Source organism: Pseudomonas sp. RIT411 (assembly GCF_003057735.2).
Classification (GTDB): domain Bacteria; phylum Pseudomonadota; class Gammaproteobacteria; order Pseudomonadales; family Pseudomonadaceae; genus Chryseomonas; species Chryseomonas oryzihabitans.
Genome location: NZ_QBIZ02000001.1, coordinates 250989 through 276289, shown reverse-complemented (window position 1 = coordinate 276289; position 25301 = coordinate 250989). Strand labels below are relative to the sequence as shown.

Genomic DNA, 25301 nt, shown 5'->3' with positions numbered 1-25301 from the left:
ATGTACACCTATGAAGACGCCGTCGCGGCGACCCGCGAACTCTGTCGCCAGATCGAGAACGTGCCTGTCCGGCGGCGGGCGGTCCGCGAGGACTTCTACAGGAGCTTTGGCGACGCCGACAACGATGGCCTGAGCTATGGCGATTCGGAGCTGGCCTTTCTCGACTGGGAAATCCAGGCCGGTGTCCTGGATCCCGTGACCGGCAGCGCCTGGTGGCGCAACGTCAATCTGCACTTCATCTATCTGTCCGAGCTGGCCGGTTGCCTGGCGCAGCATGGCCTGGCCGGTGACCAGGCGCCCTATCCGACGCGCTGCTGGCTGACCTTCATCGCCGATCCCACCCCGCGTCACTGGTACCGGGCGCACAACGCCTCCATCCTCGCCGGCTTCGCCCTGCATCAGGAAGAGGCTCGCGCGGAGAACGCGGTAGGTCAGCTGTTCCTCAACATCACCCTCTATCGGCTGATGTTCGCCCAGGCGCTGGTGGAGGAGGCGACGCTGTTCGCCGAGCTGGGGGCCCTGCTGGCCGATCCGCGCGGCTTCTCGGTCAAGCTGCTGGTCAGCCTCGCCGAGTTCTATCCCCCGCATTATCCCCTCACCGAGGCGGATCGCGAGGTCATCGAGGGGCACGGGCTGGGTATCGAGGAACTGGGCGTGCGCCTCATGGACGGCTGGATTCGCTTCGAATTACCCAAGCTCTACAGCGAGGCCGCCGTCTGGAACCAGGCGCCCGAATTGCTGGCTTACCTGGACGGCGGCGAGCCGTGCTATCCGCCTGCCGTGGACCGCTGCACCGAGCGCGCAGCGGCCCAGACGGTGGCGCTACTGGAAGGCGTCCTCGCCGGGCAGGACCTCACGGTGGCCGAGCAGGGCGCGAGCGGTCTGCAGGCCGGATAGGGTCGCCGACTCCACGCAGCCCATGTTGAAGCCGTTGTCGATCCAGTCGCCGGTCAGGTAGAGGTTGCGGCAGACGCTGCCGTCGGTGGTCAGCCGATGGCGGCTGCTGCCGGCCACGCTCTGCACATAGCGCTCGCTGGGATCGACGTTGGCGCGCCAATATTGATAGTCGAAGCGCGCCTGGCCCTGGACCTCGGGGGGTGCCAGCAGGAAGTCCCAGCGATAGCCCGCCGGGGTCACGGCTTCCGGCCAATAGGCACCCAGCTTGCCGTTCATGAGGTCGAGGAAGGCCTGCTTCACCTTGGCGGCTTCCTGCTGCGGATAGTCATCCTTTTTGCCGATGGGTGGGGCGGCCGCGGCGGCGAGCACCCCGCAGAAATAGCTGATGTCCGCCGGCGGCGTGCCGCTCGACCAGTCCTCCCGCTCCACCAGGTAGCTGACATCGGCCCAGGAGTCCATCGCCTGGGCGGCGAAGCCCAGCAGCTCGGGGGCCTGGCCGCCCTCGGGCGAGCCGCTCCAGCCCAGTTGCCAGGCGTCGCGATTCTGCCAGAGTTGCACCGCCTGGGTGGCGACGGTGGCCACCTGCCGGGTCATGCGCGCGAACGCCGGGTCCAGGGCGCACAGGCTGGGGGCCAGGTCGGCCAGGCCGGCCACGGAGATCCCCAGCACCACCTCGTCGAAGTCGCGGTCGACCTGCAGTTCCAGCCGCTCGACGCCCTGCCAGCCGCTCCAGTTGGATTCCAGGTTGATCTGGCCCTCCTGCAGGTCCCGGGCGATCTGGTCGTCGAGCTGCTCGTACAGCGGCGCCGAGGGCCAGCAGGGCAGGCCCTTGACGTCCACTAGCGGCTGGTAGGCGGCGCCCTTGAGCCTGACCTGGCGCTGGATCTGGAGGCGCGTCACCCGCGGGCCCTGGCCGTCGTCGGCGGCTTCGATGGCGGTCACCTGGTGGAAGAAGCGGAAGTCCACCCCGCGGCGCGCGAGCACCTCGTAGTAGGGCGCGAAGACCACGTCGCCCATGCCGGCCTGCATGCGCCAGATAAAGGAGCCCTTGGCCGTGGTCAGGGCCAGCAGGGCGGCGCGCAGCACGGTGCCGGCCTCGACGTCGGGCTGGGCGAGATCGCCGTCGCGATAGGCGAAGATGCCGCCGTGCAGGGACTTGAACACCGCGCCGTCCAGGGTCGCGGTGCTGGCGCCATGACGGCTCAGCCAGGCCTGGAAGGTTTCTGCGTTGAGCGCCGCGAAGCCCTTGGCATAGACCTCGTCGGCGAGCATGCCGATCAGCACGGTCAGGCCGAAGTCCATCAGCAGCCACAGCCGGTGGGCCTTGACGTGGGTCTGACTGCGGTCGTGCAGGATGTCGCCGAGCAGGCCGCGGAGCTTGCGCAGCAGCGCCAGCAGCACGGGATGGTCGACGCCGTCGGACAGCGCCGTGCGGGCCTGCTGCAGCTGGCGCTCCGCCTCGTTCAGGAGTCGCTCATGCAGCTCCTCGCGGCAATGTGCGCGCAGCCGGGCAAACAGGCCACCTGACGCAGCGGCAGTCGGGGTGTCGTCCACCTCGCCCAGCCGCAGCAGCCACTCCAGCAGATCGCCGAGGGCGGCCATGAAGGGCTTGGGATTCCAGCCCTCGCCGGGCTTGCCGGGCAACGCCAGGGTGTCGATGGGCCAGGTGGTCCACTGCGCCTGGAAGTCGTCGGCGAAGGCGGTGTGGGAATGCGGGAAGAAGGCCTCATCGAGCGTCGCCAGCGGCGCGCCAGCGGGCCGGCCCAATTCCTCGTAGCACTGCCTCAGGCTATGGAAGGCGTTGTAATAGAAGCCGAACCAGACATGGATGCCGTGTTCCTCGATGCGCTGGTGGTCGGCGGCATTGCGTCCGCTGGCCCCCTTGCCGCCGAGACGCCAGCCCTGCTGATACAGGGTGATCTGGTAACGCTCCTGCCAGTTGGGCTCACTAGTAAGACGAAAGGCGGTGGTGACGGCGGACACGCCGCCGCCCAAGATGGCGATCTTGCGGACAGAAGGTACAGCGTCCATGCCTATTGCTCCGAAGTGTGCAAATTGTTGCACCAGTGGACGAATACCAGATGATGGCTAGGGTAATATCACTTTATCGAAAAGTTCCCTTGAGACTTTAGCAAGGCAACGGAAATAGTTGAGGCGCTGGCCCGGCGAAGACCGGTCGGCCGAGGATCGAGGCGAACGCGGTGTTGAGGATTCCAGGCTACAGCTGCAAGACGCGGGTGAGCGAAAGCCGCCATGCCCTGATCTACCGCGGCACACGCCTGGTCGATGGCCAGCCGGTGATCCTCAAGCAGCTGGCCGCCGACTATCCCACGCCCCAGGCCCAGGCCGGGCTGCGCCATGAATTCGAGCTGACCCGCCGCGCCAGTGCCAGCGGGGCGGTGAGCGCCGCCCTGGAACTGCTGGAATACCAGGGTCGCCAGGTGCTGGTGCTCGAAGACATCGGTGGTAGCGACCTGGCCGAGTTGCTCGCCGCCGGACCGCTGGCGCTGGACGACTTCTTCGACTGGGCACTGGCCATTGTCCGCGCCCTGGCGCGGCTGCACCGGCTGCGCATCGCCCACAACGACCTCAATCCGCGCAACATCGTCTGCAACTGCACCACCGGCAGCCTAAGACTCACCGATCTGGGCATCGCCACGGCCTTTGGCGCCGTCCAGGGCAGCGACAGCCGCCTGGAGGGCTCGCTGACCTATCTCGCCCCGGAACAGAGCGGACGGACCGGGCGGCACCAGGACTACCGCAGCGACTTCTATGCGCTGGGCGTGACCTTCTACGAGATGCTCGCTGGCGAGCCGCCGTTCCGCGCCCAGGATCCGCTGGAGCTGGTGCATGCGCACCTGGCGATGCGCGCACCCTCGCTGGTCGAGCGGGTGCCGACGGTACCGCCGATGCTGGCGGCGCTGGTGGACAAGCTCATGGCCAAGGCCGCCGAAGAGCGCTACCAGGGCTGCTTCGGCATCCTGCGCGATCTGCAGCGCTGCCAGGCGGCCCATCAGGCCGGTGAGCGGACGCCCTTCGCCCTCGGGGAGCAGGATCCGCCCGCGCGACTGGTGCCGGTGCGTACCCTGCAGGGGCGCGGCGCGCCGCTGCGCTTGCTGGAAGAGGCACTGGCCCGGGCGACCCTGGGTCGGAGCGAAGCCGTCTTTGTCAGCGGCCAGTCCGGGGTGGGCAAATCGGCGCTGGTGCAGGCCTTCGTCCGCCGCCAGGGCGATCGGGTGCTGCTCGCCCACGGCAAGTTCGAGACCCTTGGCAAGGAGGTGCCCTATGGCGCCCTGCGCCAGGCCGTGCGCGAACTGGTGGAGATCGGCCAGACCCTGGACGAGGCCTTTGCCGACCGCCTGGTGGAGGGCCTGGGGGGCAACGCCGGGGTGCTGACCGAGGTCTCGCCCGAGCTGGCCAGCTGGCTCGGGCCCCAGGCACCGGTGGCCGAGTTGCCGCCGCTGCAGGCCGAGCAACGTTTCGACGAAGCCGTGATCGCGCTGCTGCTGGCCTTTGCCGCGGACTCCCGGCCGCTGCTGCTGTGGCTGGACGATCTGCAGTGGGCCGACAGCCCGTCGCTGCGGCTGATCGAGCGCCTGCTGGCCCGCGGCGATCAGGGGCCGCTGCTGCTGGTGGCGACCCATCGTGAAGAGCAGCTGTCGGGCAGTGCCCTGGAACGGTTGCTGGGTGCGGCGCTGATCCGCAATGTGTCGCTGGGACCGCTGTCGCGGGTGGAAATCGAGCGACTGATCGCCGAGCTGCTGCCGGCACCGGCGGAAGACCAGGCGGCCCTGGCCGGCCTCTGCCTGGACAAGACCCTTGGCAATCCCTTCTTCATCGAGCAGTTGCTGCGCAGCCTGCAGCAGGAAGGCCTGCTGGAATTCGACGGCGAGACCGGCCAGTGGCACTGGGAGCTGGCCCGGCTCCAGGCGCTGGACGTCTACGACAACGTCGTCGACTTCATGGTGGGCAAGCTCAAGGACCTGCCGGCCGCCACCTCGCAGCTGCTGCAATGGGCAGCCTGCCTGGGCACCCATTTCTCCAGCGACCGCCTGGCCGCGCTGATGGCGGAATCGCCCGCGGACATCCGCCGGCGCTGCCAGTCGCTGGTGCAGGAAGGCCTGCTCACCGAGCCCGAGGGTGGCCAGGCGGGTGAGCAGACGCCCACCCACTACAGCTTCCTGCACGATCAGGTACGCCATGCCGCCCATTCGCTGCTGGCGCCCGCCGAGCGCGAACGGGTCCATCTGCGCGCCGGGCAGCTGTATCTGGCCGAAGGCAGCGCCACGCGACTGGACGCGGTCAGTCACCTCAACCTGGCCGTCGCCCTGATCGAGACGCCCGCCGAGCGGCTGCAGCTGCTGGAGCTAAACCTGGACGCCGCCCGCAAGGCGCGCCAGGCCAATGCCTATCCGGCCGCCCAGGATTTCCTGCGCACGGCCGTTACGCTGATCGACGCCGCCGCCTGGGAGAGCTGCCACGCGCTGCTGTTCCAGCTGCATCGGGAATGGGCCGAGGTCGCGCACCTCTGTGGCGATGCCAACGAGGCCCTGCGCATCTGCGAACTGCTGTTGCCGCGCGCGCGCAGCACCTTCGAGGAAGCCGGGGTGCGGGCCCTGCAGATCGATCTCTACAGCGGCCTCGGGCGCTTCACCGAAGCCTTGACCGTGGCCAAGGCCGGTATCCAGGCACTGGACGAGCCTTGGCCGGAGGCACCGGACGCCATCAATCAGGCCATTGGCGCCGACAGCGCCGAGGTCGAGGCCTGGCTGGCCACGCGCAACCCGGCGGCGCTGCTCGACCTGCCGCGCATGGAAGACCCGCGCGCCCAGTTGCTGATCCGCCTGCTGGGCCTGCTCTGGGGGCCGGCGATCAACGTCGACCTGCCAATGAGCCTGCTGGCGGTCATGCGCATCGTCAAGCTGTCGATCCAGTACGGCAACGGCGATCTCTCGCCCTTCGGCTATGCCAACTACGGCTCGCTGCTGTCGGCCTTCCACGGTCGCTACGAGCTGGGTTATCAGGTCGGGCGGCTGGCCGTCGACCTGGTCGACCGCACCGGCAATCTGCCGCTCAAGTGCAAGGTCTACACCATGTTCGCGGTGACCAACAGCCCCTGGTCGAGCCCCATAGCGGACAACGTCGCCCTGCTGCGCGAGGCCCTGGCGGCCGGTCAGCGCACCGGTGAGATCATCTTCACCGCCTACAGCGCCTTCCACATCCTCAAGCACCTGCAGCACGCCGGCGCGCCGCTGGACGACATCCTCGGCGAGACGGCGGAGATCGAGCGGATCCTGCTGGGGATCGGCGATCCCAACACCCTGGAGATATTTACCATCCTGCGCCAGTCGCTGCGCCTGCTGCAGGGCCTCACCCCAAGTCAGGAGACCTGGGACGAGGAGGGCCAGGACGAAGCGGCGCTGGTGCGGCAGATGCAGGACAGCGGGCATGTCCTCTGCCTGAACTACTACGACTTCAACAAGATGCAGGCGGCGCTGCTGTTCCGCCGACTGCCCCAGGCCCGGCAGCACGCCGAAGCCATGGAGGCCTCGCTGGCGGCCAGCTTCGGCTGGTTCAGCATCGCCGAGCACGCCTTCTATCAGGCGCTGATCCTGCTCGCCGAGGGCGAACTGGCAGGCGAGACCCTGGCCAAGATCGAGACCGCCCAGGAGCGGTTGAGTGGTTGGGCGGCGCACTGCCCGGAAAACTTCGCCCACAAGCGCGACCTGGTGGCCGCTGAACGGGCGCGCCGTGAGGGCCGCGCTGACGCCGCCATGGACCTCTATGAGCAGGCCCTGGAATCCGCGCGGCTGCATGGCTTCCGCCAGGGTGCGGCGCTGGCCGAGGAACTCTATGGGCGTTTCTGGCTGGAACAGCAGCGTCCGCGCATCGCCCGGACCTACCTGCAGGACGCCCAGCGCAGCTATCTGCACTGGGGCGCCGCAGCCAAGGCCCAGGCGCTGGAAAACGAATTTCCCCACTGGTTGCGCGTGGCCGAGGCCGCTCCCCTGACGGTGCAGCGCACCCAGGCCCAGTCCACCAGCGACATCATGCGCCTGGACTGGCTGTCGGTGCTCAAGTCGCTGCAGACCATCTCCAACGAACTGGCGCTGGATCAGCTGCTGGCGCGGATGATGCGCATCATCCTGGAGGAGGGCGGCGCTCAGCATGGCTTGCTGCTGTTGCCCGAGGGCGGGCGCTGGCTGGTGCAGGCCTCGGTCTGCAGTGGCGCCGCCGAGCCCAAGGTGCTGCAGGGACTGCCGCTGGCGCTGAACGAGCAGGATGCCGGCGAGGGTCTGGTGCCCCTGACCCTGGTGTCCCATGTGATCCGCCATCGCGAGCCGGTGATTCTCGACGACGCCGCCCGTGCCGGTCGGTTCGTCCGCGACGCCTACATGCGCGCGCGCCGTCCGCGGTCGGTCTGCTGCCTGCCGGTGCTGCGCCAGAATCGCCTGATCGGCATCCTCTATCTGGAAAACAACCTGCTGGCCCAGGCCTTCACCCCGGGGCGGTTGCAGGTGCTGAGCATCCTGGCCACCCAGGCGGCGATCTCTCTGGAACACGCGCAGATTTACGAGACCCTGGAGCAGCGCGTCGGCGAGCGCACCCTCGAACTGGACCAGGCGCGCATTCGCGCCGAAGAGGCGGCCGCGGCCAAGTCGCTGTTCCTGGCGACCATGAGCCACGAGATCCGCACCCCGCTCAATGCGGTGATCGGCCTCAGCCGCCTGACCCTGGGTACCCGGCTGTCCGGCGAACAGCGCGGCCATGTCGGCAAGATCCTCGATTCCGGCGAGACCCTGCTGAGCGTGATCAACGACGTGCTCGACTATTCGCGCAACGAAGCCGGCGGTACCCAGCTCGAACAGCTGGGCTTCAACCTGGCCAAGGTGCTCGAACGAACCCTCAATCTCTGCGCCCTCAAGGCCCATGAGAAGGGTGTCGAACTGGTGCTGGATTGCGGTCCGGACATTCCCCTGGCGCTGGAAGGCGATCCGCTGCGCCTGCAGCAGGTGCTGGTCAATCTGCTGAGCAATGCGGTCAAGTTCACCGAGCGGGGCCATGTGCTGATCCGGGTCGGCGCGGTCTGCGAAGCCGGTCGTGCCCATTTCAGTTTGGCGGTGGAAGACACCGGCATCGGCCTGACCGAGGCCCAGCAGGCACAACTCTTCCAGCCCTTCACCCAGGCGGACGGCTCCATCAGCCGCCGCTATGGCGGGACTGGCCTGGGCCTGGCGATCTCCCGCCAGCTCACCGAACTCATGGGCGGCACCCTCGACGTCCACAGCGAAGCCGGGCGCGGCTCCTGCTTTACCCTGCGGCTGACCCTGCCCGTGGTGGGCGAGCCCGAGCGGCTGCCCAGCCAGACCCCGCGCCAGGTCCTGCTGGTGGACGACCACGGCCTGGCCCGGCGCACCCTGGGGCAACGGCTACGCGAACTGGGCATGCAGGTGGTGGAAGCCGAATCCACCGAGCAGGCCCTGTCGGCCATGGCCACGTCGGTCTTCGAACTGGCCATCGTCGACTGGCGCCTGGGCGGCGAAGACGGCCTGGCCCTGGCGCGCCAGCTGCGCGCCCGGCAGCCGGAGTTGGCAGTGACCCTGCTGGCCTCGCCCTACGAGGCGGAAGAGGTGCGCAGCCTGGGCGAGGATCTGCCGGGTCTGGAGCTTCTCGACAAACCGGTCACCGGTCCCGCCGTGCAGCGACTGCTGTCCGGACTGGGCCTGGCGCCGGTCGCCGCGCCGACGGTGGGCCAGAGTGTGGTGGATCTGCAGGGCATCCGCCTGCTGCTGGTGGACGACAACGCCATCAACCGCCAGGTGGTCATCGGCTTCCTGCAGGGCAGCGGCATCCTGATCGACGTGGCCGAAGACGGCCAGGCCGCGCTGGACCAGCTGGAACAGCAGCGCTACGACCTGGTACTGATGGACGTCCATATGCCACGCCTGGACGGCCTGTCGGCCACCCGCGAATTGCGTACCCGACCGGCGCTGGCTGGGTTGCCGGTCATCGCCATGACCGCCAACGGCCTGCCGGGCGATCGCGAGCGCTGCCTGGATGCCGGCATGAACGATCATCTGGTCAAGCCGCTCGATCCCGCCGAACTGTTCCGCATCATCGCCGCCTGGGCCAATCTCGAGCAGCTGCAACGGGCCGAGCGCAAGGCGGTGGAAGAGGTCGTGGAGGTCAAGGAGATCGGCGTGCTGGCGCGGGCGCGTGCCAGTGCGGTGCTCGAACCCGAGTCGGCGCTGCGCCTGCTGCGCGGCAGCGCCGAACTCTATGAACAGCTGATCCGCGATTTCCGCGTGCAACAGGCCGAATTGCCGGGGCGGATCTCCGCCTGGCGTGCGGCGGACGATGTCACCGCGCTGTTCGAGTGCGCCCACGGCCTGCAGGCCACCGCCGCCTATGTCGGCGCCATCGACCTGCAGGAAGCGGCGCAACGCCTGACCAACAGGATCCGCCTGGCCCAGCCCATCGGCGAGGACGTGCGCCGCCTGCACGCCGAGGCTGAGCGCTGCCTGGCGTCTCTCGACGAGATCCTGGTCGAGGTGGCCGGTGGCGAGGAGGGCACGGTCGAGGAGCTGGAGGCCCTGCTCGAACGCCTGATCGCCCTGCTGCAAACGTCGGATTTCGCTGCCGAGGAGGTCCTCGACACCCTGCTGCGCGCCTGCGTGAGCACGCCCCACAGCGCCGACGTGGTACGCATTCGCGAATGGGTGAACGAGGTGGAGTTCGAGCATGCCGCCGATGCCACCGCGGATCTGCTGCGACGGGTGCGGCAGGCCGGACAGCGGTCGAGCTAGGTGCCCATGGAGGGGCGCCGTCCGGACCTGCCGTTGATCCTCATCGTCGACGATCAGAAGAGCAATCTGCGCGTCCTCGGCGACCTGCTGCGCGACGAGGCGCGCATCATGCTGGCCAAGAGCGGGGTGCAGGCCCTGACCAAGGCCGCCCGCGAGCACCCCGACCTCATCCTGCTGGACGTGGTGATGCCCGGCATCGACGGCCTGCAACTGATCCAGCTGTTCAAGCGCCGCGCCGAGACCAGTGCCATCCCGGTGATCTTCATTACCGCGGCCAATGACCTGCACCGCGAGGTGGAGTGTTTCGAACTGGGCGCCAGCGACTTCATCCAGAAGCCCTTCAATCCTATGGCCGTGCTGGCGCGGGTGCGGCTGCACCTGCAACTGGCCCGCCAGCGGCGACTGCTCGAAGAGCTGGCGCACATGGATCCGCTGACCGCAGTGGGCAATCGCCGCCGCTTCGACGAGCAGCTGGCGATCGAGTGGCAGCTGGCGGTCAGCCGGCGGGGCTCGCTGGCCATCGCCATGCTCGATATCGACTACTTCAAGCAGTACAACGATACCCATGGCCATGGCGCCGGCGATCAGGCGCTGGCGCGGGTCGCCCAGGTGCTGGAACAGCGTATCCGCGAGCGGGACTGCCTGGCGCGTTATGGTGGGGAGGAGTTCGTGCTGCTGCTACCGGGCGCCTCGCGCACGGCCGCCGAAGCGGTGCTGGAACGCTGTCGGCAGGGCATCGCCGAATTGCGCATCGCTCATCCGCTGGCCGAGGACCGGCTCTGGCTGACCATGAGCATGGGCCTGGCCTGCTGTAATCCGACCCCCGAGCAGACCCCGGAGGGCCTGCTCAAGGCCGCCGACAACCTGCTCTACCAGGCCAAGGCCGAAGGGCGTAATCGCCTGGTCAGTCGCAGCTTCTAGGTTGCAGCCGCCGCGTCCCTAGGCCGGGAGGTCCTTGCCGCTGCCCTTGACCAGGTGCACCCGGTTGCGGCCTTCGGCCTTGGCCTGGTACAGCGCCTGGTCGGTGCGCTCGATGAAGGCTTCGTGGTCGTCACCGCTCTGCGGCTGGATGCTGCCGACGCCGATGGAGATGGTGACGAAGCCCAGGTCGCTGCCGGAGTGGGCCACCTGCAACCGCTCGACACCGGCCCGGCAGGCCTCGGCGACCTTGAGCGCGCCCTCGGCGTCGGTCTCCGGCAGCACCATGGCGAATTCCTCGCCCCCGTAGCGGGCCACCAGGTCGGCCGGTCGCTTGAGTTGCTCGGTGAGCACCGCCGCCACCTTCTTCAGGCAGAGATCGCCGCTGAGGTGGCCATAGGTGTCGTTGTAGCGCTTGAAGTGGTCGACGTCGCACAGCAGCAGGGCCAGCGGCTGGCGATTGCGCCGGGCGCGCAGCCATTCGCCTTCGTAGGTCTGGTCGAAATGGCGGCGGTTGTTGATGCCGGTGAGGCTGTCGATGGCCACCAGCTTCTGCAGCTGGATATTGGCCTCGGCAAGCTGGCGCTGGCTTTCGCGCAGGAAGCGAAAGGCCTCGTCGCGCTGGGCGCGCAGCACATGGGCCTCGGAGTGGTAGCGCACCCGCGCCAGCAGTTCCAGCTTGTCGGGCAACTTGACCAGATAGTCGTTGGCGCCGGTGGCGAAGCTCTGCGCCTTGACCTGGGGGTCCTCCTTGGAGGAGAGCACCACGATGGGCACGTCGCGCAGCGCTGGTTCGGCACGGAAACGCTTGACCGTTTCCAGGCCGTCGATCTCCGGCATGATCAGGTCCTGCAGGACCACCGTGGGCTTGAGTTGCAGGGCCATGCTGACCGCCTGGTGGGCGTCCAGGCAGTAATGCAGCTCGATGTCGGGCTGATCGGCGATCATCCGCCGCAGGGCTTCGATGATGATCAGCTGATCGTCCACCAGCAGCAGGCGCACCTTGGGTGCGGTCAGGCTGTCCAGGGTATTACCCTCGTGCGTGGCCATTACTGCGAGTCCTTGTGCGGGCGGGGTCAAACGTCCCGCGTCTCTTCTTGGCCAGTCCCTGCCACTGCGTCGTCCAACGCTCCTGTTGGCGACCTGTCATATGCTGTTCCGCGAGCCGTTGCCGAAGCGTCGTTGCAGCCAGGCACCGATCTGCGTGGGGCTGAGTACGCGCTCCGCGGCGCCCATTCTAACCGCAGCCGCGGGCATGCCGTATACGGCACAACTGGCCTCATCCTGGGCCAGGGTCGGACAACCGCTCTGGCGCAGGGCATAGAGGCCGCTGGCGCCATCACGGCCCATGCCGGTCAGCAGGATCCCCAGGGCCTTGGCGGCCCGCAGCGGGTGGCTGGCGAGGTTGTCGAAGAACACATCCACCGAGGGACGATAGGGGTAATCCACCGGTTCGGCGGTGTAGGCGAAGCGACCGCGCTCGTCCAGCAGCAGATGGTCGTCACCCAGGGCGACGGACACCTGACCGGGGGCGGGCAGGGCGCCGGGCAGGGCGGCGGTGACCGGCCAGGCGATCTGGGTGCCGAGCCAGCCGATGAAGCTGGGGGCGAAGCGCCGATCGATGTGCTGTACCAGCACCACGCTGGCCTGGGGCGTGGGCGCCCAGGCCTCGAACAGACTGACCAGGGCTGCCGGGCCACCGGTGGAGGCGCCGATGGCCACCAGGGTGTCCGGCGTCGCCTGGGCGCGATCGGCGGGAGCGGCAGCGCTGACCGGTTGCGGGCGGGCGGCGCGTTCCGGCAGGCGCACCAGGGGTTCGATACGGGCGATCTTGCGTAGCAGGGCGCCGCCGTCGGCGCCGCCGCTCAGGGCCGGGGTGGCGGTCACGTCGAGGGCGCCGGCGCCCATGGCGCGAAACACGCCTTCGCAGTCGTCGGGGGTGGCGGTGACCATGAGGATGGCGCAGGGCGACTGGGCCATGATCCGGCGGGTGGCCTCGATGCCGTCCAGACGGGGCATCTGCAGATCCATGAGGATCAGATCCGGGCGGTCCTCGGCGCAGCGCGCCACCGCTTCCTCGCCATCGTGGGCGATCCAGGCGACCGTATGGCGACCGTCGCCCGTCAGCAGGCGGCGCAGGGCTTCGGTGGCCAGCAGCAGATCGTTGACGATGGCGATTCTCATGGCGCTCCGATGAGGTCCTGCACGGCGGTGATCAGGGCATCGTCGTGGAAGCTGCCCTTGGTCAGGTAGTAGTCGGCACCGGCCTGCATGCCCTTGAGCCGGTCTTCCGGGCGATCCTTGTAGGACACGATCATCACCGGCAGCGCATGCAGACGCGGATCGCGGCGCACCAGTTCCACCAGTTCGATACCGTTCATGCGGGGCATGTCGATGTCCGACAGCAGCATGTCGAATTCGCCGGCGCGGACGGCGTTCCAGCCATCCATGCCATCCACCGCGACCTCCACCTGGTAGCCCTGGCCTTCCAGCAGCTTGCGCTCCATCTCGCGCACCGTGAGGGAGTCGTCCACCACCAGAATACGCTTGACCCGCCGGCTGTCCAGGACGGCGCCGCTCTGCACCTGGCGCAGGCGGCCTTCGCCGAGCAGGCGCTCGATGCCGGTGAGCAGATCGGCGACGTCCAGCAGGAGCACCGGACTGCCGTCGTCGAGCAGCGCCCCGGCGGTGACCGAGCGCAACTTGCCAAAGATCTCGTCCAGCGGCTTGAGCGCCAGGCCCTGCTCGCCCCGCAGGCGATCCACCACCAGCCCGTAGCGCCGGTCGCCGCTGCCGATCACCAGCACGGCGAGATCGCCGCTGGGTGGCGCGCCGTCCAGCTCCAGCAGCTGATGGGCGGCGACCAGGCCCAGGCGATCTTCGCCGAGCAGGAAGAAGGCCTTGCCCTCCAGCGAGTGCACCGCGGCCGGATCCAGGCGCAGCACCCGTTCGATCCGGTTGACCGGCAGGGCATAGGCCTCGCCGGCGATGTCGACGATGAGGGCGCGGACGATGGAGCGGCTGACCGGAACCAGCAGGTGGGTGCTGAAGCCCAGCCCCGGGCGGGTTTCCAGGCGGACCTCGCCATCCAGGGCGCGAATGGCGTCAGCCACCACGTCCAGGCCCACGCCGCGCCCGGACAGCTCGGTCACCGTCTCCTTGAGACTGAAGCCGGGCAGCAGCAGGAATTCCAGTAACTCCGCCGGGCTCAGCTCGGCGGCCACTGGCGGCGGACTGAGGCGGCGGGCGATCACCGCGGCGCGGATGCGCTCCAAGTCCAGGCCACGACCGTCGTCGTGCAGACTGACCTGCAGGCGGCCGGCGACATGCCGCGCCTCGAGGCGAATCTGGCCGCACTCGGGCTTGCCCAGAGCGCGGCGTTCGGCCGGGGTTTCCAGGCCGTGGTCAACGGCGTTGCGCAGGAGGTGATTGAGCGGGCTTTCCAGCCGCGCCAGCACCTCGCGATCGATCAGGGTGTCGGCGCCGTCCACCTGCAGCACGGCGTCCTTGTCCAGCCCCCGGGCCAGGTCGCGCACCAGTCGCGGAAAGCCCTGGACGGCATCGCGCAGCGGGCGCATGCGCACCCCCAGCACCTCGTCCAGCAGCCCCTGGCAGACCCCGAGCAGGCGCCGCTCATAGGCTTCCAGGGCCTGCAGCTGCTGCTGATAGCGATCGAGCAGGCCTTCCTGGCGCTGACGCAACTCGCTGCTGACCGCCTGGGCCTGGCCGAACAGTCCCTGCAATTCGGCGCGATAGCCCTGGAAGCCCTGGACCAGGCCATGCAGGCCGAGGCCCATGACCCGCGCCTCGCTGGTGAGGGCGAGAATCTGGTTGAAGCGACCACTGTCCACCCGCAGCGGATCCCGACTGCGCTCGGCGTCGGGTGCCGGTTCGTCCTGGACCGCCGGGGCAGGCATCGGCTCCTGGGGGGCGGCCACGACAGGCGGGGGCGCTTCGCTGTCAGTGGCGCTGAGCGCGTGCGCCAGTGCCCGCTGGGCATCACGCTGCTCGCGCTGCCAGCGCTGGCTGGCGCCTTCGTCCAGGCGACTGACCTCGCCGAGAACATCGACGCAGCGAAACAGCTGGTCGATATCCGCCGGTCCGAGCCTGCGGCGCCCGGCCTGAACGGCGACCAGGCAGTCCTCCATGGCATGGGCCAACTCCACCAGGCCGTCGAGATCGACGATGCGCGCCGCACCCTTGATGGAATGGGCCGCGCGCATCATCGGCTCGATCACCCCCGTGTCTGAGGGATCGCGCTCCAGACGCAGCAGGCCGGCATCCAGCGGCTGCAGATGACTCTGCACTTCGCTGGCGAAGAGATCATAGAGGGACATCTCGCGCACATCGCGCGGTGGCTGGCTCATCGCAGCGCCTCCTCCAGGGCCCGCTCCAGCCGTGGCAGATCGAGCAGGCCGACCTGGTACTCGCCTTCGCGATAGACACCGCCCAGATAGCTGAGCAAGTCGCCGCCCAGGGTCGCGGGAGGCGGCTGCACCTCGCCGGGGGCATAGCGCTGCAGCCCCAGCACCTCGTCCACCTGCACGGCCCAGTCGCGGCGGCCGACATGCAACAGCAGCAGGCGCGGAAAGCCACGGGTCTGGGCACCCGGTGCCACCGCCAGCAGCAGCTCCAGGGCAATGCAGGGCTGCAGCTGGCCGCGTACCGGGACGATGCCGCGGAGCAGTGGCGAACGCCGGTGAGGAACGCGGTGCACGGCGGTGGGTTCGGTGGCGGTCACCAGGCAACTGCCCGGCAGCCCCAGCCATTCGGCGCCCAGACGAAAGACCAGGGCGCTGGCCGAGCGCGCCTGGCGGTCGTCCAGGGGTTCGGCATAGTGCTCGGCCCAGGCGGCGCGCTCCAGGGCGCTGAGTTCACGATTCAGGCTCATGCGTCGTCACCGGCGCGGGTCTGGATGCGCGCGGCGCGCTCGCGCAGGCGTCCGGCTTCGTCGAGGCGGCCGGCTCTTTCGCAGATCAGCGCCAGGCGACAGAGGGCGGGATAGTGTCCCGGCTCCAGATAGAGGGCCTGGCGCAGCGCCCGCTCGGCTTCGGCGGCGCGGTCGTCGGGCAGGATCAGCGCCAGCAGGAAGTGGGCACCGGCCTGGCTGCGATCCGCCTCGAGCAGGTCGCGCAGCAGCGCCTCGGCTTCGGCGCCACGCCCGGCGTCGGCCAGGCGCTGGGCTTCATCGAGCGGCTGAGCGCTGCTGGCGACCGGTGTTATCGGAGCGGGTGCGGGTGTGCTTCTGGCGCGCAGGCGGGCGGGCAGCGGCGGCGCCGGGGGCGGCGGTCGCACCGCGGCCTTGCGCCGTGGCGACGCCGGCTGTGGGTGCGGACGCGCGGGTTCGGCGCCTGCGGCCTGGCGTTTGACCAGTGCCGAGGCGTGGGCCACGCCCAGGCTGGCGAAGCCATGCCGCATGGCGCTGACCATTTCCGAACTGCCGACGCAGAGCAGGCCGTCGTCGTGCATCAGGGCGGCCAGGTGGCTGAGAGCACGGCCCTGGGTCTGGTCGTCGAAATAGATCAGCAGATTGCGGCAGAGCACCACGTCGAAGGGCGCGCCGTCGCGCAGGCTGCCCAGCTGCAGGATGTTGCCCTGGCGAAAGCGCACCTGGTTGCGCACCCGTTCGGCCAGGCGCTGGCGATCGCCCTCGGCGTCGAAATAGCGATCGCGAAAGCCGAGGTCGCGGGCGCGAAAGGAATTGCGCCCATAGAGGCCGCGGCGGGCGCGCTCCAGGGACGGCTCGTTGATGTCCACCGCGGTGACCTGGAAGGCCTGTGCGGGCAGGCCGGTATCGAACAGCGCCATGGCCAGGGTATAGGGCTCCTCGCCGGTGGAGCAGGGCAGACTAAGCAGCCGCACCGGCGCGCCGCTGCGGGCGTGGCGCTCCTGGGCGAAGCGGGCGGCGTGGGCGATCGCCTGGGGATCGCGAAAGAACCAGGTCTCGGGGATGACCAGCAGGTCCAGCAGATCGGCGAATTCGCCTTCGTCGTCGAGGATGCGCGCCATATAGGCCTCCGCATCGCCCTCCTGGCGCTCGCGCAGGCGCTGGCGGATGGCGCGACCGAGCATGTCGTCGGCGATGGCCAGACCGGTGCGCGCCCGCACCAGGGGCGCCAGCCGGGGATCGAGCTTCACGCGGCCTCCTGGAACAGCAGGGCGGCCAGGGTTGGCGAGAGCAAGCGATCCGGTTCCAGCCACAGCCAGAGGCCCTCGGGCGTCTCCAGCACTTCGCCGAGCCAGGGGTAGTCGGGCAGGCGGACGCCGGCCGGTCGCGGCGCGCGGGCGGTGACCCGGCGCACGCCGGCGACGCCTTCCACCACCAGGCCGAGCGGACGGCTACCGCCCTCGGGCAGGGTGAAGTCCACCAGCAGGATGCGGGTGTCCTGGCGCGCCCGGGCCGCTGGGCCGCCGCTCATGGCGGTGACGTCGACCACCGGGATCGCCGCGCCGTGCAGATTCATCAGGCCGGCGACGCCCGCGGGCGCCGTAGGAAAGCGGGTGAGCTGCAGCAGGGGCAGCACCTGGCGGATCGCCGTCGTCGGCAGGGCCGCCGCGGCCTCGGCCAGCTGGAAGACCAGGATCTGCATGCTCAACGAGTGACCGAGAAGGTAGCGACGCTGCTCTGCAGGTCCTGGGCTGCCTGCTGCAGATACTGGACCGCCTCGCTGGTAGCCTTGAGCGCCTCGGTGGTCTGCTGGGTGCTGTCGTTGAGCTGGGTGATGGTCTCGGCGATCTGGCCGGCGCCCACGGCCTGGGACTGCATGCCCTCCAGCACGATGTCGAAGCGCGCCGGCAGCTTCTGCACGTCCTCGATCACCTCGGCCAGCTGGTCGCTGACGCTGGCCACCTCCTGCACGCTGCGGCGGATCTCCTCGGAAAACTTGTCCATGCCCATGACGCTGGCGGACACCGCGGAATTCATGTCCTTGAGCATCTGCTCGATGTCGTCGGTGGCGGCGGTGGTCTGGTCGGACAGCCGGCGGATCTCGGTGGCCACCACCGAAAAACCCCGCCCGGCCTCGCCGGCCTTTTCCGCCTCGATGGCGGCGTTGAGCGACAGCAGGTTGGTCTGATCGGCGACCTTGGTGATGGTGGTCAGCACCTTGTTGATGTGGCTGGACTTCTCCGACAGGGCGGCGAGCTTGGCGTTGATGGAATCGGTGGCGGCCACCATGCGCTGCATGGTGCCGTCCATGCTCGCCAGGCTGCTACGCGCCTGCTCCGCGCCCTGGGTGGTCTCGTCGGCGACCTGCACGGCTTCTTCCATGGTGCGCACCAGGGCATTGGCGTTGGCGGCGATCTCCCGCGTGGTGCTCAGCACTTCCACGCTGGTCTGCGCCTGCTCGATGCTGGTGGCCTCCTGCTGGCGGGAGGAGGCGGCGATCTCGGTGGTGGAAGAGGTCACCTGGATACCGGCGCGCTGCACCTTGGCGATCATGCCGCGCAGGTCCTCGATCATCTTGCTCAGGCCGCGAGCCAGTTGGCCGATGGCGTCGTCGCCGGTGACGCTGGTGCGCCCGGTGAGGTCGCCCGCGGCAGCCCGGTTGACCACCCCGAGCAGGTCGTCCACATCGGCGCGCAGGCGGTGCATCAGCGCCTGTTCGCGCGCGTGGTCGTCCTGGATCTGCTGCGCCATCTGATTGAAGGCCAGGCCCACCTGGGCGAGTTCGTCACGGCCTAGCACCTGCACCCGAGCGCCGCTGTCACCGGCGGAGATGCGCGCCACGGTGTCGGTCAGGCGCCGAATCGAGCGCAACAGGTGATGGGACAGCAACCAGGCGATGAGGGCGGCCAGCAGGACGCAGAAGGTGCCGCCGGCCACCAGGGTCCAGGTCAGCTGGTCACGCACTTCCTCGGTATGGCCCGCCCGTTGCGCGGACAGCCGGCGCTCTTCGTCGCCTATGCCCTGGATCTGCTGGCGCAGGTTGGTGACCTGGGTGGACAGGGCGGTGACCAGCGGTTCGTTGGCCAGTTGAGCCGGACTGAGGTTGCCCGTCTCGCGCAGGCGCAGGAGGGGCTCGAAGGTGTTCTGCCGCCAGTTGTCGAGATCGGCGCTCAGGCGCGCGAAGCGCTGCTGCTGGCTGGCGTTGTCCTGGGTCAGTTGCTGGGGCACACGGACGGCCGCGGTCAGGGACGTCAGCGCCTGGCGCGCGGTATCGGCATCGGCGCTAGCGCCTGAGTACCAGAAGGTGCGCAATCTGGCGCGGGTTTCCAGCAGATTGTTGTCCAGCGCCGTAACCGACAGCAGCACCTCGGCGGTGTGCCTGTCCCAGCGGTTGGCGTCGACCAGGCTCTGCAAGGCGGCATAGGTCAGCCAGAGCAGCAGGACCACCAGGGCGATGATGGCGGCGAAGCCGGCGAAGAGTTTGTTCTGGATGCGAATGTTGTTGAGCATGGGCACCGGCGCAGACGGACAGAAGCAGGGAGAGCGAGCCCTGGGGACCACTCGGGTTGTCCGATAAAAGTAGCACGGTCATGCATTTGTGTGAGTTGGAACTCACTGGAGGAGCAGGATAGGCGGCGGGCGGCGGGGCAGGAGGGTAAGCGAGAAGCAAAGGTAGCAGCCGGCCCGGAGTCTCTGATCCGAGGCGGCTGCCATGGGGGCAGAATGCCTCAGGTCGCCGCGGCGTCGTTCGCGGCCTCGGGACGGCGGGTGCCATGGCTGTTCTGGCCACCCTTGCGCCCGGCTTCGGACGCCCGGGCCGGGTTGTTGGCGAAGTTGCCGCCGCTCGCCCGTCCGCCCTTGCGACCCGCCTCGGCGGCGCGCTCGCGATTGTTGGCGAAGTTACCTGGATTGCTACTTTTGTTGGCCATAAGAACTTCTCCCACTTTCAATTATTGAACAGTTGAATGCGTGCCCCCAAAGGCTAAGCGATTCGGATATTGAGAGTAGGGGTTTATAAAGCGAGTTCGAGCGGGCTGATGGAGGGATATATTGTTATACGAGGTGCAACTTCGATACAGACTTAAACTTGAACTTTGTCCTGCTAGAGCCGTTTCCGGAAAAGTTGTACAGGAGCTGTAAAAGAATTCGGCCAAGGTCGGAATAACTTTCCGGTTGGAACCCCTGTCTGGCGCTGAAAATTCTTGAAACATCTTGCTGCAGGGAGCGTTTTCGCTGGGGTTTGATACGCTCAGGCATTCAGACGCCTTTATCGAAGTCGCGTTCTGGAGTCGCCTGAAAATTATCATCTTCGTCGCGCGTACCTGCTTGTTCGATGTTACAGAGTAGCGCTCTTTCGATGCCGGTGGAAGAATGCGGACGGCTTGGCTAGAGCCTCTCGTTGCTGAATGGTCCGGAAAGGCATCTGGATATAACGACGTGCCCGGTAAAGAGTTTCTCCGATAAGGTTTAACGCGATATCAACTTTGGCAGCGGCCTGATGCTACAGGGGTAGCACAGCAGTAACCTTGCACTTTTCTCTCTTATGTGAGAAAAATTCCCTAAATCGGGAGGTGGTCATGCTGGATCAACAACTGGCGGTAAGGCTCAAGGCGCTGCGCCTGGAGCGTGAATGGTCCCTGGAGCAATTGGCGTCCTTGAGTGGGGTCAGTCGCGCGACGCTGTCTCGCCTGGAGAACGCCGAGGTCAGCCCGACCACGGCGGTGCTCGGGCAACTCTGTTCAGCCTACGGCCTGACCCTGACGCGCCTGCTGCACAGCGTGGAAAGCCGCTATCCGGCCCAGGTCCAGCGCCAGGCGCAGCAGATCTGGAGCGATCCCGCGCAGGCGTTCACCCGCCGTTCGGTGTCGCCGCCGGCCCAGGCCCTGGCGGGTGAGGTCATCGAAAGCGCGCTTGGGCCGGGCGTGGACATCCGCTACGAGGCATCGCCCCGCCCAGGCCTCGAACACCATCTGCTGCTGCTCGAAGGCGAGTTGCAGCTGTGGATCGAAGACCAGTCCTACCGCCTGGGCGTCGGCGATTGCCTGCGCTATCGCCTCTGGGGCAGCAGCCGCTTCCTCAGTGGTCCGGCGGGCGCCCGTTATCTCCTGTTCATGATCTGAGGTGTGTCCATGAGTGCGTCCCTGCGTATCGAGCAGCTCGAGGCTGCCGCCTTCACCCGTCATCTGGATGACTTCCAGCGCCTGCTGGCCGCCTGTGTCGAGCAGGGCGCCAGCATCGGCTTCATCCTGCCGCTCGCCGACAGCGTGAATCGGCGTTTCTGGACCGAAGCCGTGGCGCCGGGCCTGGCCCGGGGCACCCGGCTGCTGTTTGCCGCGCTGCAGGACGACCGGGTGGTCGGCAGCGTGCAGCTGGTGCTGGATACCCCGGCCAACCAGCCGCACCGCGCGGACGTGGTCAAGTTGCAGGTGCATCCGGACTGGCGTCGCCAGGGACTGGCGCGCCGGCTGATGCAGGCGGTGGAGGCGGCTGCGCGGGCCGAAGGACGGGAATTGCTGACCCTGGACACCCGCAGCGACGACCATGCCGAGCCGCTCTATCTGTCCCTTGGCTATCAGGTGGTCGGCAGGATCCCTGGCTATTCCCTGGATGCCCGCCAACCGGAACGCCGCGACAGCACCACCCTGATGTACAAGACGCTGAACGCCGTGCCCGTTAAGCTGGGCGCCTTCAGTTAAGGACGCCTATCCACCATGCCGCCTCGCTCCGCTCCCGAACTCTGGCAACTCCTGTGCGCCCAGGCCGAGGCCGGGCGTCGCGATGCTCCGGCCCTGGCCGCGGGGCTGACGCGCGCGCTGCTGCAGCCGGTGGATCTGACGGCAGCCCTGGTCCGGCGCTGCGCCGAGGCCCTGGCGGAGGATCCAGGGCAGGCCGAGGCCCTCGCCGAGCGCTTCGCCACCCTGCATGCCGAGTGGCCGGCATTGACCGCAGCGGCCTGCGCGGACCTGGAAGCGGTGCTGGCGCGGGATCCGGCCTATGCCAGCCTGCTGGAGATCTTCCTGTTCTCCAAGGGCTTCCTGGCGCTGCAGACCCAGCGCCTGAGCCATGCCCTCTGGCGCAACGACGAGCGGCTGCTGGCCCTGCACCTGCAGGCGCGTTGCAATCGGCTGCTGGCCATCGACATCCACCCGGCCGCCCGGCTGGGGCGCGGCATCATGCTCGACCACGGCACCGGTATCGTCATCGGCGAAACCGCGGTGGTGGAAGACGACGTCTCCATCCTGCAGCAGGTGACCCTGGGCGGCACCGGCAAGGAGCAGGGCGATCGGCATCCCAAGGTGCGTCGCGGGGTGATGATCGGTGCCGGGGTCAAGATCCTCGGCAATCTGGAGATCGGCGAAGGCGCCAAGATCGGCGCCAACAGCGTGGTCCTGCACCCGGTGGCGCCCCATACCACGGTGGTGGGCATTCCCGCCCGTCCGGTGGGGCGTCCGCGCGACGCTCATCCGGCCGAGAGCATGGATCAGTCCTTCGACGGCTGAGCGAGAAAGACCTCGGCCTTGGGATAGCGCTCGCTGTTCAGCGCACTCGTCTGCAGGCCCTCGGCCTGCGCCAGGCTGCGCACCAGCTCGCGATTGAAGGCGCTGTTGCCCGGATCCGCCAGGTACTCGGGCAGCGCCAGCCAGCGGGCGTCCTCGATCTCCTCCGGATCCTGGATGGCGATCTCGGCACTCAGTGGATCGAGGCGGCAGACCACATAGAGATTGGACTTGCCGAAGCGGTAGGGATGGGTGGTCACCAGGCCGACCACGCTGCGAAAGGCACTGCGGATGCCGGTTTCCTCCCAGACTTCGCGGACCACCGCCGGCGCCAGGTCTTCGCCCAGTTCGACATGGCCGCCCGGCAGCTTGTAACCCTGGCTGCCGCGCTCCCGGATCGCCAGCAATTCGCCGCGGTCGTTGAGTACCAGGCCGCCCACGCCCAGGCTGTGGGTCGGCACGAAGGGCGCGAAGGCCGTGGGGGTGCCGCGCCAGACCAGGGTCAGCTCCTGCTCCAGGCAGTTGTGAAAGACGAAGCCGGCGGCGGTGGCGATCCCCACCAGATCGCCGAGGGCCAGGGGCAGGGTCAGCCAGATCAGGTTGCGTTCCTCGCGCCGGGCGCGGTCGAGCAACTCCGCTAGCGCCGGGGCAAAGGCCTCGCGGTCGGTGGGCAGCGAGGCGGCATCGATGATCAGGCCGTTGAAGGCGTCTTGGCGGTACTGCACGGGGTTTACTCCGCAGGGCGTGACGGGATGGGCGTGGAGGGTACGATACCGGCTTCGCTGGGCAGCAGCAGACTGGCGCGCGGATTGGCGATCTCGATGCCGCGCTCGCGGAAGCGTTCGAGGATGCGGCGATTGAGTTCGCGCTGCACGCCCCAGCGGCCCTTGTCGAGGCATCTCATCTGGCCGGCGATGGTCACCATGGAGCCGTCGACGGCGTCCACGCCCCAGATCTCCAGATCGGCGAGGATCAGCTCCTTGAAGGCATCGTCGGCGCGCATGCCGGCGCCGATGTCCTTGAGTTCGGCGATGACGCGCTCGATGTCTTCCTCGTAGCCCACGCTGATGCGCAGGGCGGCGTTGCCCAGACCGCGGTTGATGTTGTTGACCGCCGACACCGAGCTGAAGGGCACGATGTGCAGGGAGCCGTCGCCGGCGCGCAGGCGCACGGTGCGGATCGACAAATATTCCACGGTGCCCGAGACCCCGGCCACGGTGACCCAGTCGCCCACCTGCATGGCGTTTTCCAGCAGCAGGAAGATGCCGGTGATGAAATCCTGCACCAGCTTTTGCGAGCCGAAGCCCAGCGCCACCCCGATGATGCTGGCGCTGGCCAGCAGCGGCGTGGTGTTGATGCCCAGCTCGCTCAGGGCGGTGAGGCCGACGATCAGCGCGACCAGGATGAACAGGCCGGTGCGCAGCATGGGCAGCAGGGTGCGCAGCCGGGCGGCGCGCACCGTATCGCCGCGTTCGCTCCAGCTGCTCAGTCGCCGGTTCACCGCGGCGTTGGCGCCTTCCCAGATCGCCACGGCGATGATGGCGGCGATGAGGATGGTGAGGAAGGCGGACAGCAGGTTGCGACCGATGCTGCCCTCGCCGAACCAGTCCAGCACGTCCCAGCCCCAGGACTGGAACAGCGCCAGGGCGGTGATCAGGGTGACGATCACCCCCACCAGCCAGCGCGCCAGCGGATAGTAGCGCTGCAGGTGCAGATCGCTGCCGCTGGCGCCTTCGCTCGCCGCCGGCTGGAACAGCCGACCCAGCAGGCCGAGCAGGAACACCGCCGCCAGCCGCCCGAGGATGACGATGCCGGCGGACAGCGCGACGAAGTTCATCAGCCGCGGCAGGCCGTTCTCGATGTCCAGCGCCCACATGGTCCAGCCGCCCATGACGAACACCGCGGCGAACACCGCCCAGACCTGGCCCAGCCAGGCGCGCAGCACGGCCAGGGCACCACTGCCATCCTGACGCCCGGCGATGCGCGCGGCCACCGGCCGGCGCACATGGAAGATCAGCCCCACCACCAGCAGGTGGGCCAGCAGCGAGACCAGCTTGACGATGGCTTCGCGGCCTTCTTCGTTGGCGCCGAGGATGTCCGCGGCCTGGGCCAGCGCCAGGCCGAAGGTGATCAGGGCGACGAAGGCGTGCAGCCAGCGCAGCAGGGTGCAGGCGAGGGGCGCCTTGACCTTGAGCAGGCGGATGCCGTGGGCGGCGGGATCGATCAGCAGGCGAATGACGATCAGCGCCAGGCGAGTGGTGAGGTAGGCGCCGAGGAAGCCGCCGACCAGCTCGCGCAGGTTGGCATCCGAGCCCACCAGGTAGTGGATGAGCAGCGCCGCCATGGCCCAGAAGGCCAGCAGCGGCAGCACTTCCAGCACCAGCAGCCCGAGGGCGAAGGGCAGGTGTCGCAGGGTGGTCCAGTGCTCTTCGCCGCTGCGTCGGGCGGGGCTGGCGGGAGCGGGATCGGCCGGGATGGAGCTGGGCGCGGGCTCATCCGGCACCGGTGCGGCGCTATCGGACGGGGCGATGGGCACCTCTTCGAGCTGATCCACGCCGTCGCGCTGGGTCATGACCAGGGCCACCGCGGGTTCGGCCGGGCGGGTGGCGGCCTCTTCGGAGGCCGGTGCCGCGGCCGCAGGCGGTGACGGCTGGGCCGCCTGCTGCTGGGCTTGGCGGCGGGCGCGGCTGTCGGCGTGATCGGCCTGGCGCTGCAGCCGTTGCCGAGGGCGCTGGAGTGCGCGGCGGATCAGCCACTCGACGAGCAGGCCGGCGGCAAAGAGGGTGGCCAGGGTCAGCAGGGCCTGCAACAGGGCCCGGCGACCCGCTTCGGAGGTGAAGCTGGCGCGCGACCAGTCCGGCAGGCTGCGTACCGCCCGCTGTACCTGATTCAGTTCGCTGCCCAGGTTGTCGGCCCAGCGCCCGACGCGACTGAGCGTCTGGGCGATCAGGCCATTGGCTTCCAGGGGCACCAGCGTCTTTTCTTCGCCTGTAGCCGGGGTGGCGGCCGTGGCCGGCGCAGCGGCGGTTGCCGCGCTCGCCGGCGCCGGGTTGGTCGCGGCCGCACTGGCCGGCTGGTTGGCAATGGCCTGCAGGGTCAGGATCAGCTCCTGGCGCCGCTGCGGATCCTGCAGCAGGGCCGCGACCTGGCGCGCCTGCTGGGGATCGAGGCCGGTCGCGGCCTGGGCGGGGGTTTCGGCGGCGCGTAGCGGCAGCGCCAGGCACAGCAGTAGCAGGGCAAACAGGAAATTGGGCATGGGGCGAGCGCAGTCCTGGTGAAGGATCAGGCAGTTAG

Annotated in this window: 16 protein-coding genes and 1 pseudogene; 6 read left to right on the top strand and 11 right to left on the bottom strand. The window is 68.5% G+C overall.

The window, feature by feature from the left end:
- Positions 1-897, top strand: coding sequence for a hypothetical protein (locus DBY63_RS01245; protein ID WP_108581212.1), 897 nt, complete (start codon positions 1-3; stop codon positions 895-897).
- Here DBY63_RS01245 and DBY63_RS01240 read toward each other — a convergent pair.
- Positions 823-2928, bottom strand: coding sequence for an NAD(P)-binding protein (locus tag DBY63_RS01240; protein ID WP_108581085.1), 2106 nt, complete (start codon positions 2926-2928; stop codon positions 823-825). The genes DBY63_RS01245 and DBY63_RS01240 overlap by 75 nt on opposite strands.
- Positions 2929-3098: 170 nt before the next feature.
- On the opposite strand from DBY63_RS01240, the gene DBY63_RS01235 reads away from it, so the two are divergent.
- Positions 3099-9704, top strand: coding sequence for a response regulator (locus DBY63_RS01235; RefSeq protein WP_108581084.1), 6606 nt, complete (start codon positions 3099-3101; stop codon positions 9702-9704).
- Between the two features lie 6 nt (positions 9705-9710).
- A complete protein-coding gene (locus tag DBY63_RS01230; protein WP_108581083.1) occupies positions 9711-10625 on the top strand; it encodes a diguanylate cyclase in 915 nt (304 codons plus the stop codon).
- Positions 10626-10643: 18 nt separating this feature from the next.
- Here the strand turns inward: DBY63_RS01230 and DBY63_RS01225 are convergent, their stop codons facing one another.
- The 8 genes and pseudogenes from DBY63_RS01225 to DBY63_RS01190 form a co-directional block, all read right to left on the bottom strand.
- Positions 10644-11672 carry a diguanylate cyclase gene (locus DBY63_RS01225; protein ID WP_027599840.1) on the bottom strand — a complete coding sequence of 343 codons (1029 nt, stop codon included), beginning with the start codon at positions 11670-11672 and terminating at the stop codon, positions 10644-10646.
- A gap of 96 nt (positions 11673-11768) precedes the next feature.
- Positions 11769-12806, bottom strand: coding sequence for a chemotaxis-specific protein-glutamate methyltransferase CheB (cheB, locus tag DBY63_RS01220; RefSeq protein ID WP_027599839.1), 1038 nt, complete (start codon positions 12804-12806; stop codon positions 11769-11771).
- A complete protein-coding gene (locus tag DBY63_RS01215; RefSeq protein ID WP_108581082.1) occupies positions 12803-14989 on the bottom strand; it encodes a response regulator in 2187 nt (728 codons plus the stop codon). Before DBY63_RS01215 ends, cheB begins: the two co-directional genes overlap by 4 nt.
- Positions 14986-15513 (bottom strand): chemotaxis protein CheW, encoded by a 528-nt coding sequence (locus DBY63_RS01210; protein ID WP_044340740.1) that lies wholly within the window; start codon positions 15511-15513, stop codon positions 14986-14988. Before DBY63_RS01210 ends, DBY63_RS01215 begins: the two co-directional genes overlap by 4 nt.
- Entirely contained in the window at positions 15510-16760 is a 1251-nt protein-coding gene (locus DBY63_RS01205; RefSeq protein WP_108581081.1) for a protein-glutamate O-methyltransferase CheR, read from the bottom strand. Before DBY63_RS01205 ends, DBY63_RS01210 begins: the two co-directional genes overlap by 4 nt.
- Positions 16757-17212, bottom strand: a complete 456-nt coding sequence (locus DBY63_RS01200; RefSeq protein ID WP_108581080.1) for a chemotaxis protein CheW — start codon at positions 17210-17212, stop codon at positions 16757-16759. The genes DBY63_RS01205 and DBY63_RS01200 overlap by 4 nt, the downstream gene beginning before the upstream one ends.
- 2 nt (positions 17213-17214) lie before the next feature.
- Complete coding sequence (locus DBY63_RS01195; RefSeq protein WP_027601902.1) at positions 17215-19020, bottom strand: methyl-accepting chemotaxis protein; 1806 nt, start codon at positions 19018-19020, stop codon at positions 17215-17217.
- Positions 19021-19238: 218 nt separating this feature from the next.
- Positions 19239-19421 (bottom strand): annotated as a pseudogene (locus DBY63_RS01190) (general stress protein); the annotation flags it as partial.
- A 666-nt stretch (positions 19422-20087) separates the two neighbouring features.
- On the opposite strand from DBY63_RS01190, the gene DBY63_RS01185 reads away from it, so the two are divergent.
- From DBY63_RS01185 to cysE, 3 genes are read left to right on the top strand one after another with little or no spacing between them, the layout of a single operon-like run.
- Positions 20088-20630: a helix-turn-helix transcriptional regulator gene (locus tag DBY63_RS01185; protein ID WP_027599832.1), complete on the top strand. Its 543-nt coding sequence runs from the start codon at positions 20088-20090 to the stop codon at positions 20628-20630.
- Between the two features lie 9 nt (positions 20631-20639).
- On the top strand, positions 20640-21206 hold the full coding sequence (locus DBY63_RS01180) for a GNAT family N-acetyltransferase (protein WP_108581079.1): 567 nt from the start codon (positions 20640-20642) through the stop codon (positions 21204-21206).
- Between the two features lie 15 nt (positions 21207-21221).
- Positions 21222-22010 (top strand): serine O-acetyltransferase, encoded by a 789-nt coding sequence (gene cysE / locus DBY63_RS01175; RefSeq protein WP_108581078.1) that lies wholly within the window; start codon positions 21222-21224, stop codon positions 22008-22010.
- Here the strand turns inward: cysE and DBY63_RS01170 are convergent.
- Positions 21992-22732 (bottom strand): NUDIX domain-containing protein, encoded by a 741-nt coding sequence (locus DBY63_RS01170; protein WP_108581077.1) that lies wholly within the window; start codon positions 22730-22732, stop codon positions 21992-21994. The two genes, cysE and DBY63_RS01170, sit on opposite strands and share 19 nt — an antisense overlap.
- 5 nt (positions 22733-22737) lie before the next feature.
- A complete protein-coding gene (locus tag DBY63_RS01165; protein ID WP_108581076.1) occupies positions 22738-25263 on the bottom strand; it encodes a mechanosensitive ion channel domain-containing protein in 2526 nt (841 codons plus the stop codon).
- Between the last annotated feature and the right edge of the window lie 38 nt (positions 25264-25301).

Coding starts and splice junctions, on each gene's coding strand:
- cysE (WP_108581078.1), top strand. CDS start 21,222: ATGCCGCCTCGCTCCGCTCCCGAACTCTGGCAACTCCTGTGCGCCCAG.
- cheB (WP_027599839.1), bottom strand. CDS start 12,806: ATGAGAATCGCCATCGTCAACGATCTGCTGCTGGCCACCGAAGCCCTG.
- DBY63_RS01180 (WP_108581079.1), top strand. CDS start 20,640: ATGAGTGCGTCCCTGCGTATCGAGCAGCTCGAGGCTGCCGCCTTCACC.
- DBY63_RS01225 (WP_027599840.1), bottom strand. CDS start 11,672: ATGGCCACGCACGAGGGTAATACCCTGGACAGCCTGACCGCACCCAAG.
- DBY63_RS01240 (WP_108581085.1), bottom strand. CDS start 2,928: ATGGACGCTGTACCTTCTGTCCGCAAGATCGCCATCTTGGGCGGCGGC.
- DBY63_RS01200 (WP_108581080.1), bottom strand. CDS start 17,212: ATGCAGATCCTGGTCTTCCAGCTGGCCGAGGCCGCGGCGGCCCTGCCG.
- DBY63_RS01215 (WP_108581082.1), bottom strand. CDS start 14,989: ATGAGCCAGCCACCGCGCGATGTGCGCGAGATGTCCCTCTATGATCTC.
- DBY63_RS01210 (WP_044340740.1), bottom strand. CDS start 15,513: ATGAGCCTGAATCGTGAACTCAGCGCCCTGGAGCGCGCCGCCTGGGCC.
- DBY63_RS01230 (WP_108581083.1), top strand. CDS start 9,711: ATGGAGGGGCGCCGTCCGGACCTGCCGTTGATCCTCATCGTCGACGAT.
- DBY63_RS01185 (WP_027599832.1), top strand. CDS start 20,088: ATGCTGGATCAACAACTGGCGGTAAGGCTCAAGGCGCTGCGCCTGGAG.
- DBY63_RS01165 (WP_108581076.1), bottom strand. CDS start 25,263: ATGCCCAATTTCCTGTTTGCCCTGCTACTGCTGTGCCTGGCGCTGCCG.
- DBY63_RS01245 (WP_108581212.1), top strand. CDS start 1: ATGTACACCTATGAAGACGCCGTCGCGGCGACCCGCGAACTCTGTCGC.
- DBY63_RS01195 (WP_027601902.1), bottom strand. CDS start 19,020: ATGCTCAACAACATTCGCATCCAGAACAAACTCTTCGCCGGCTTCGCC.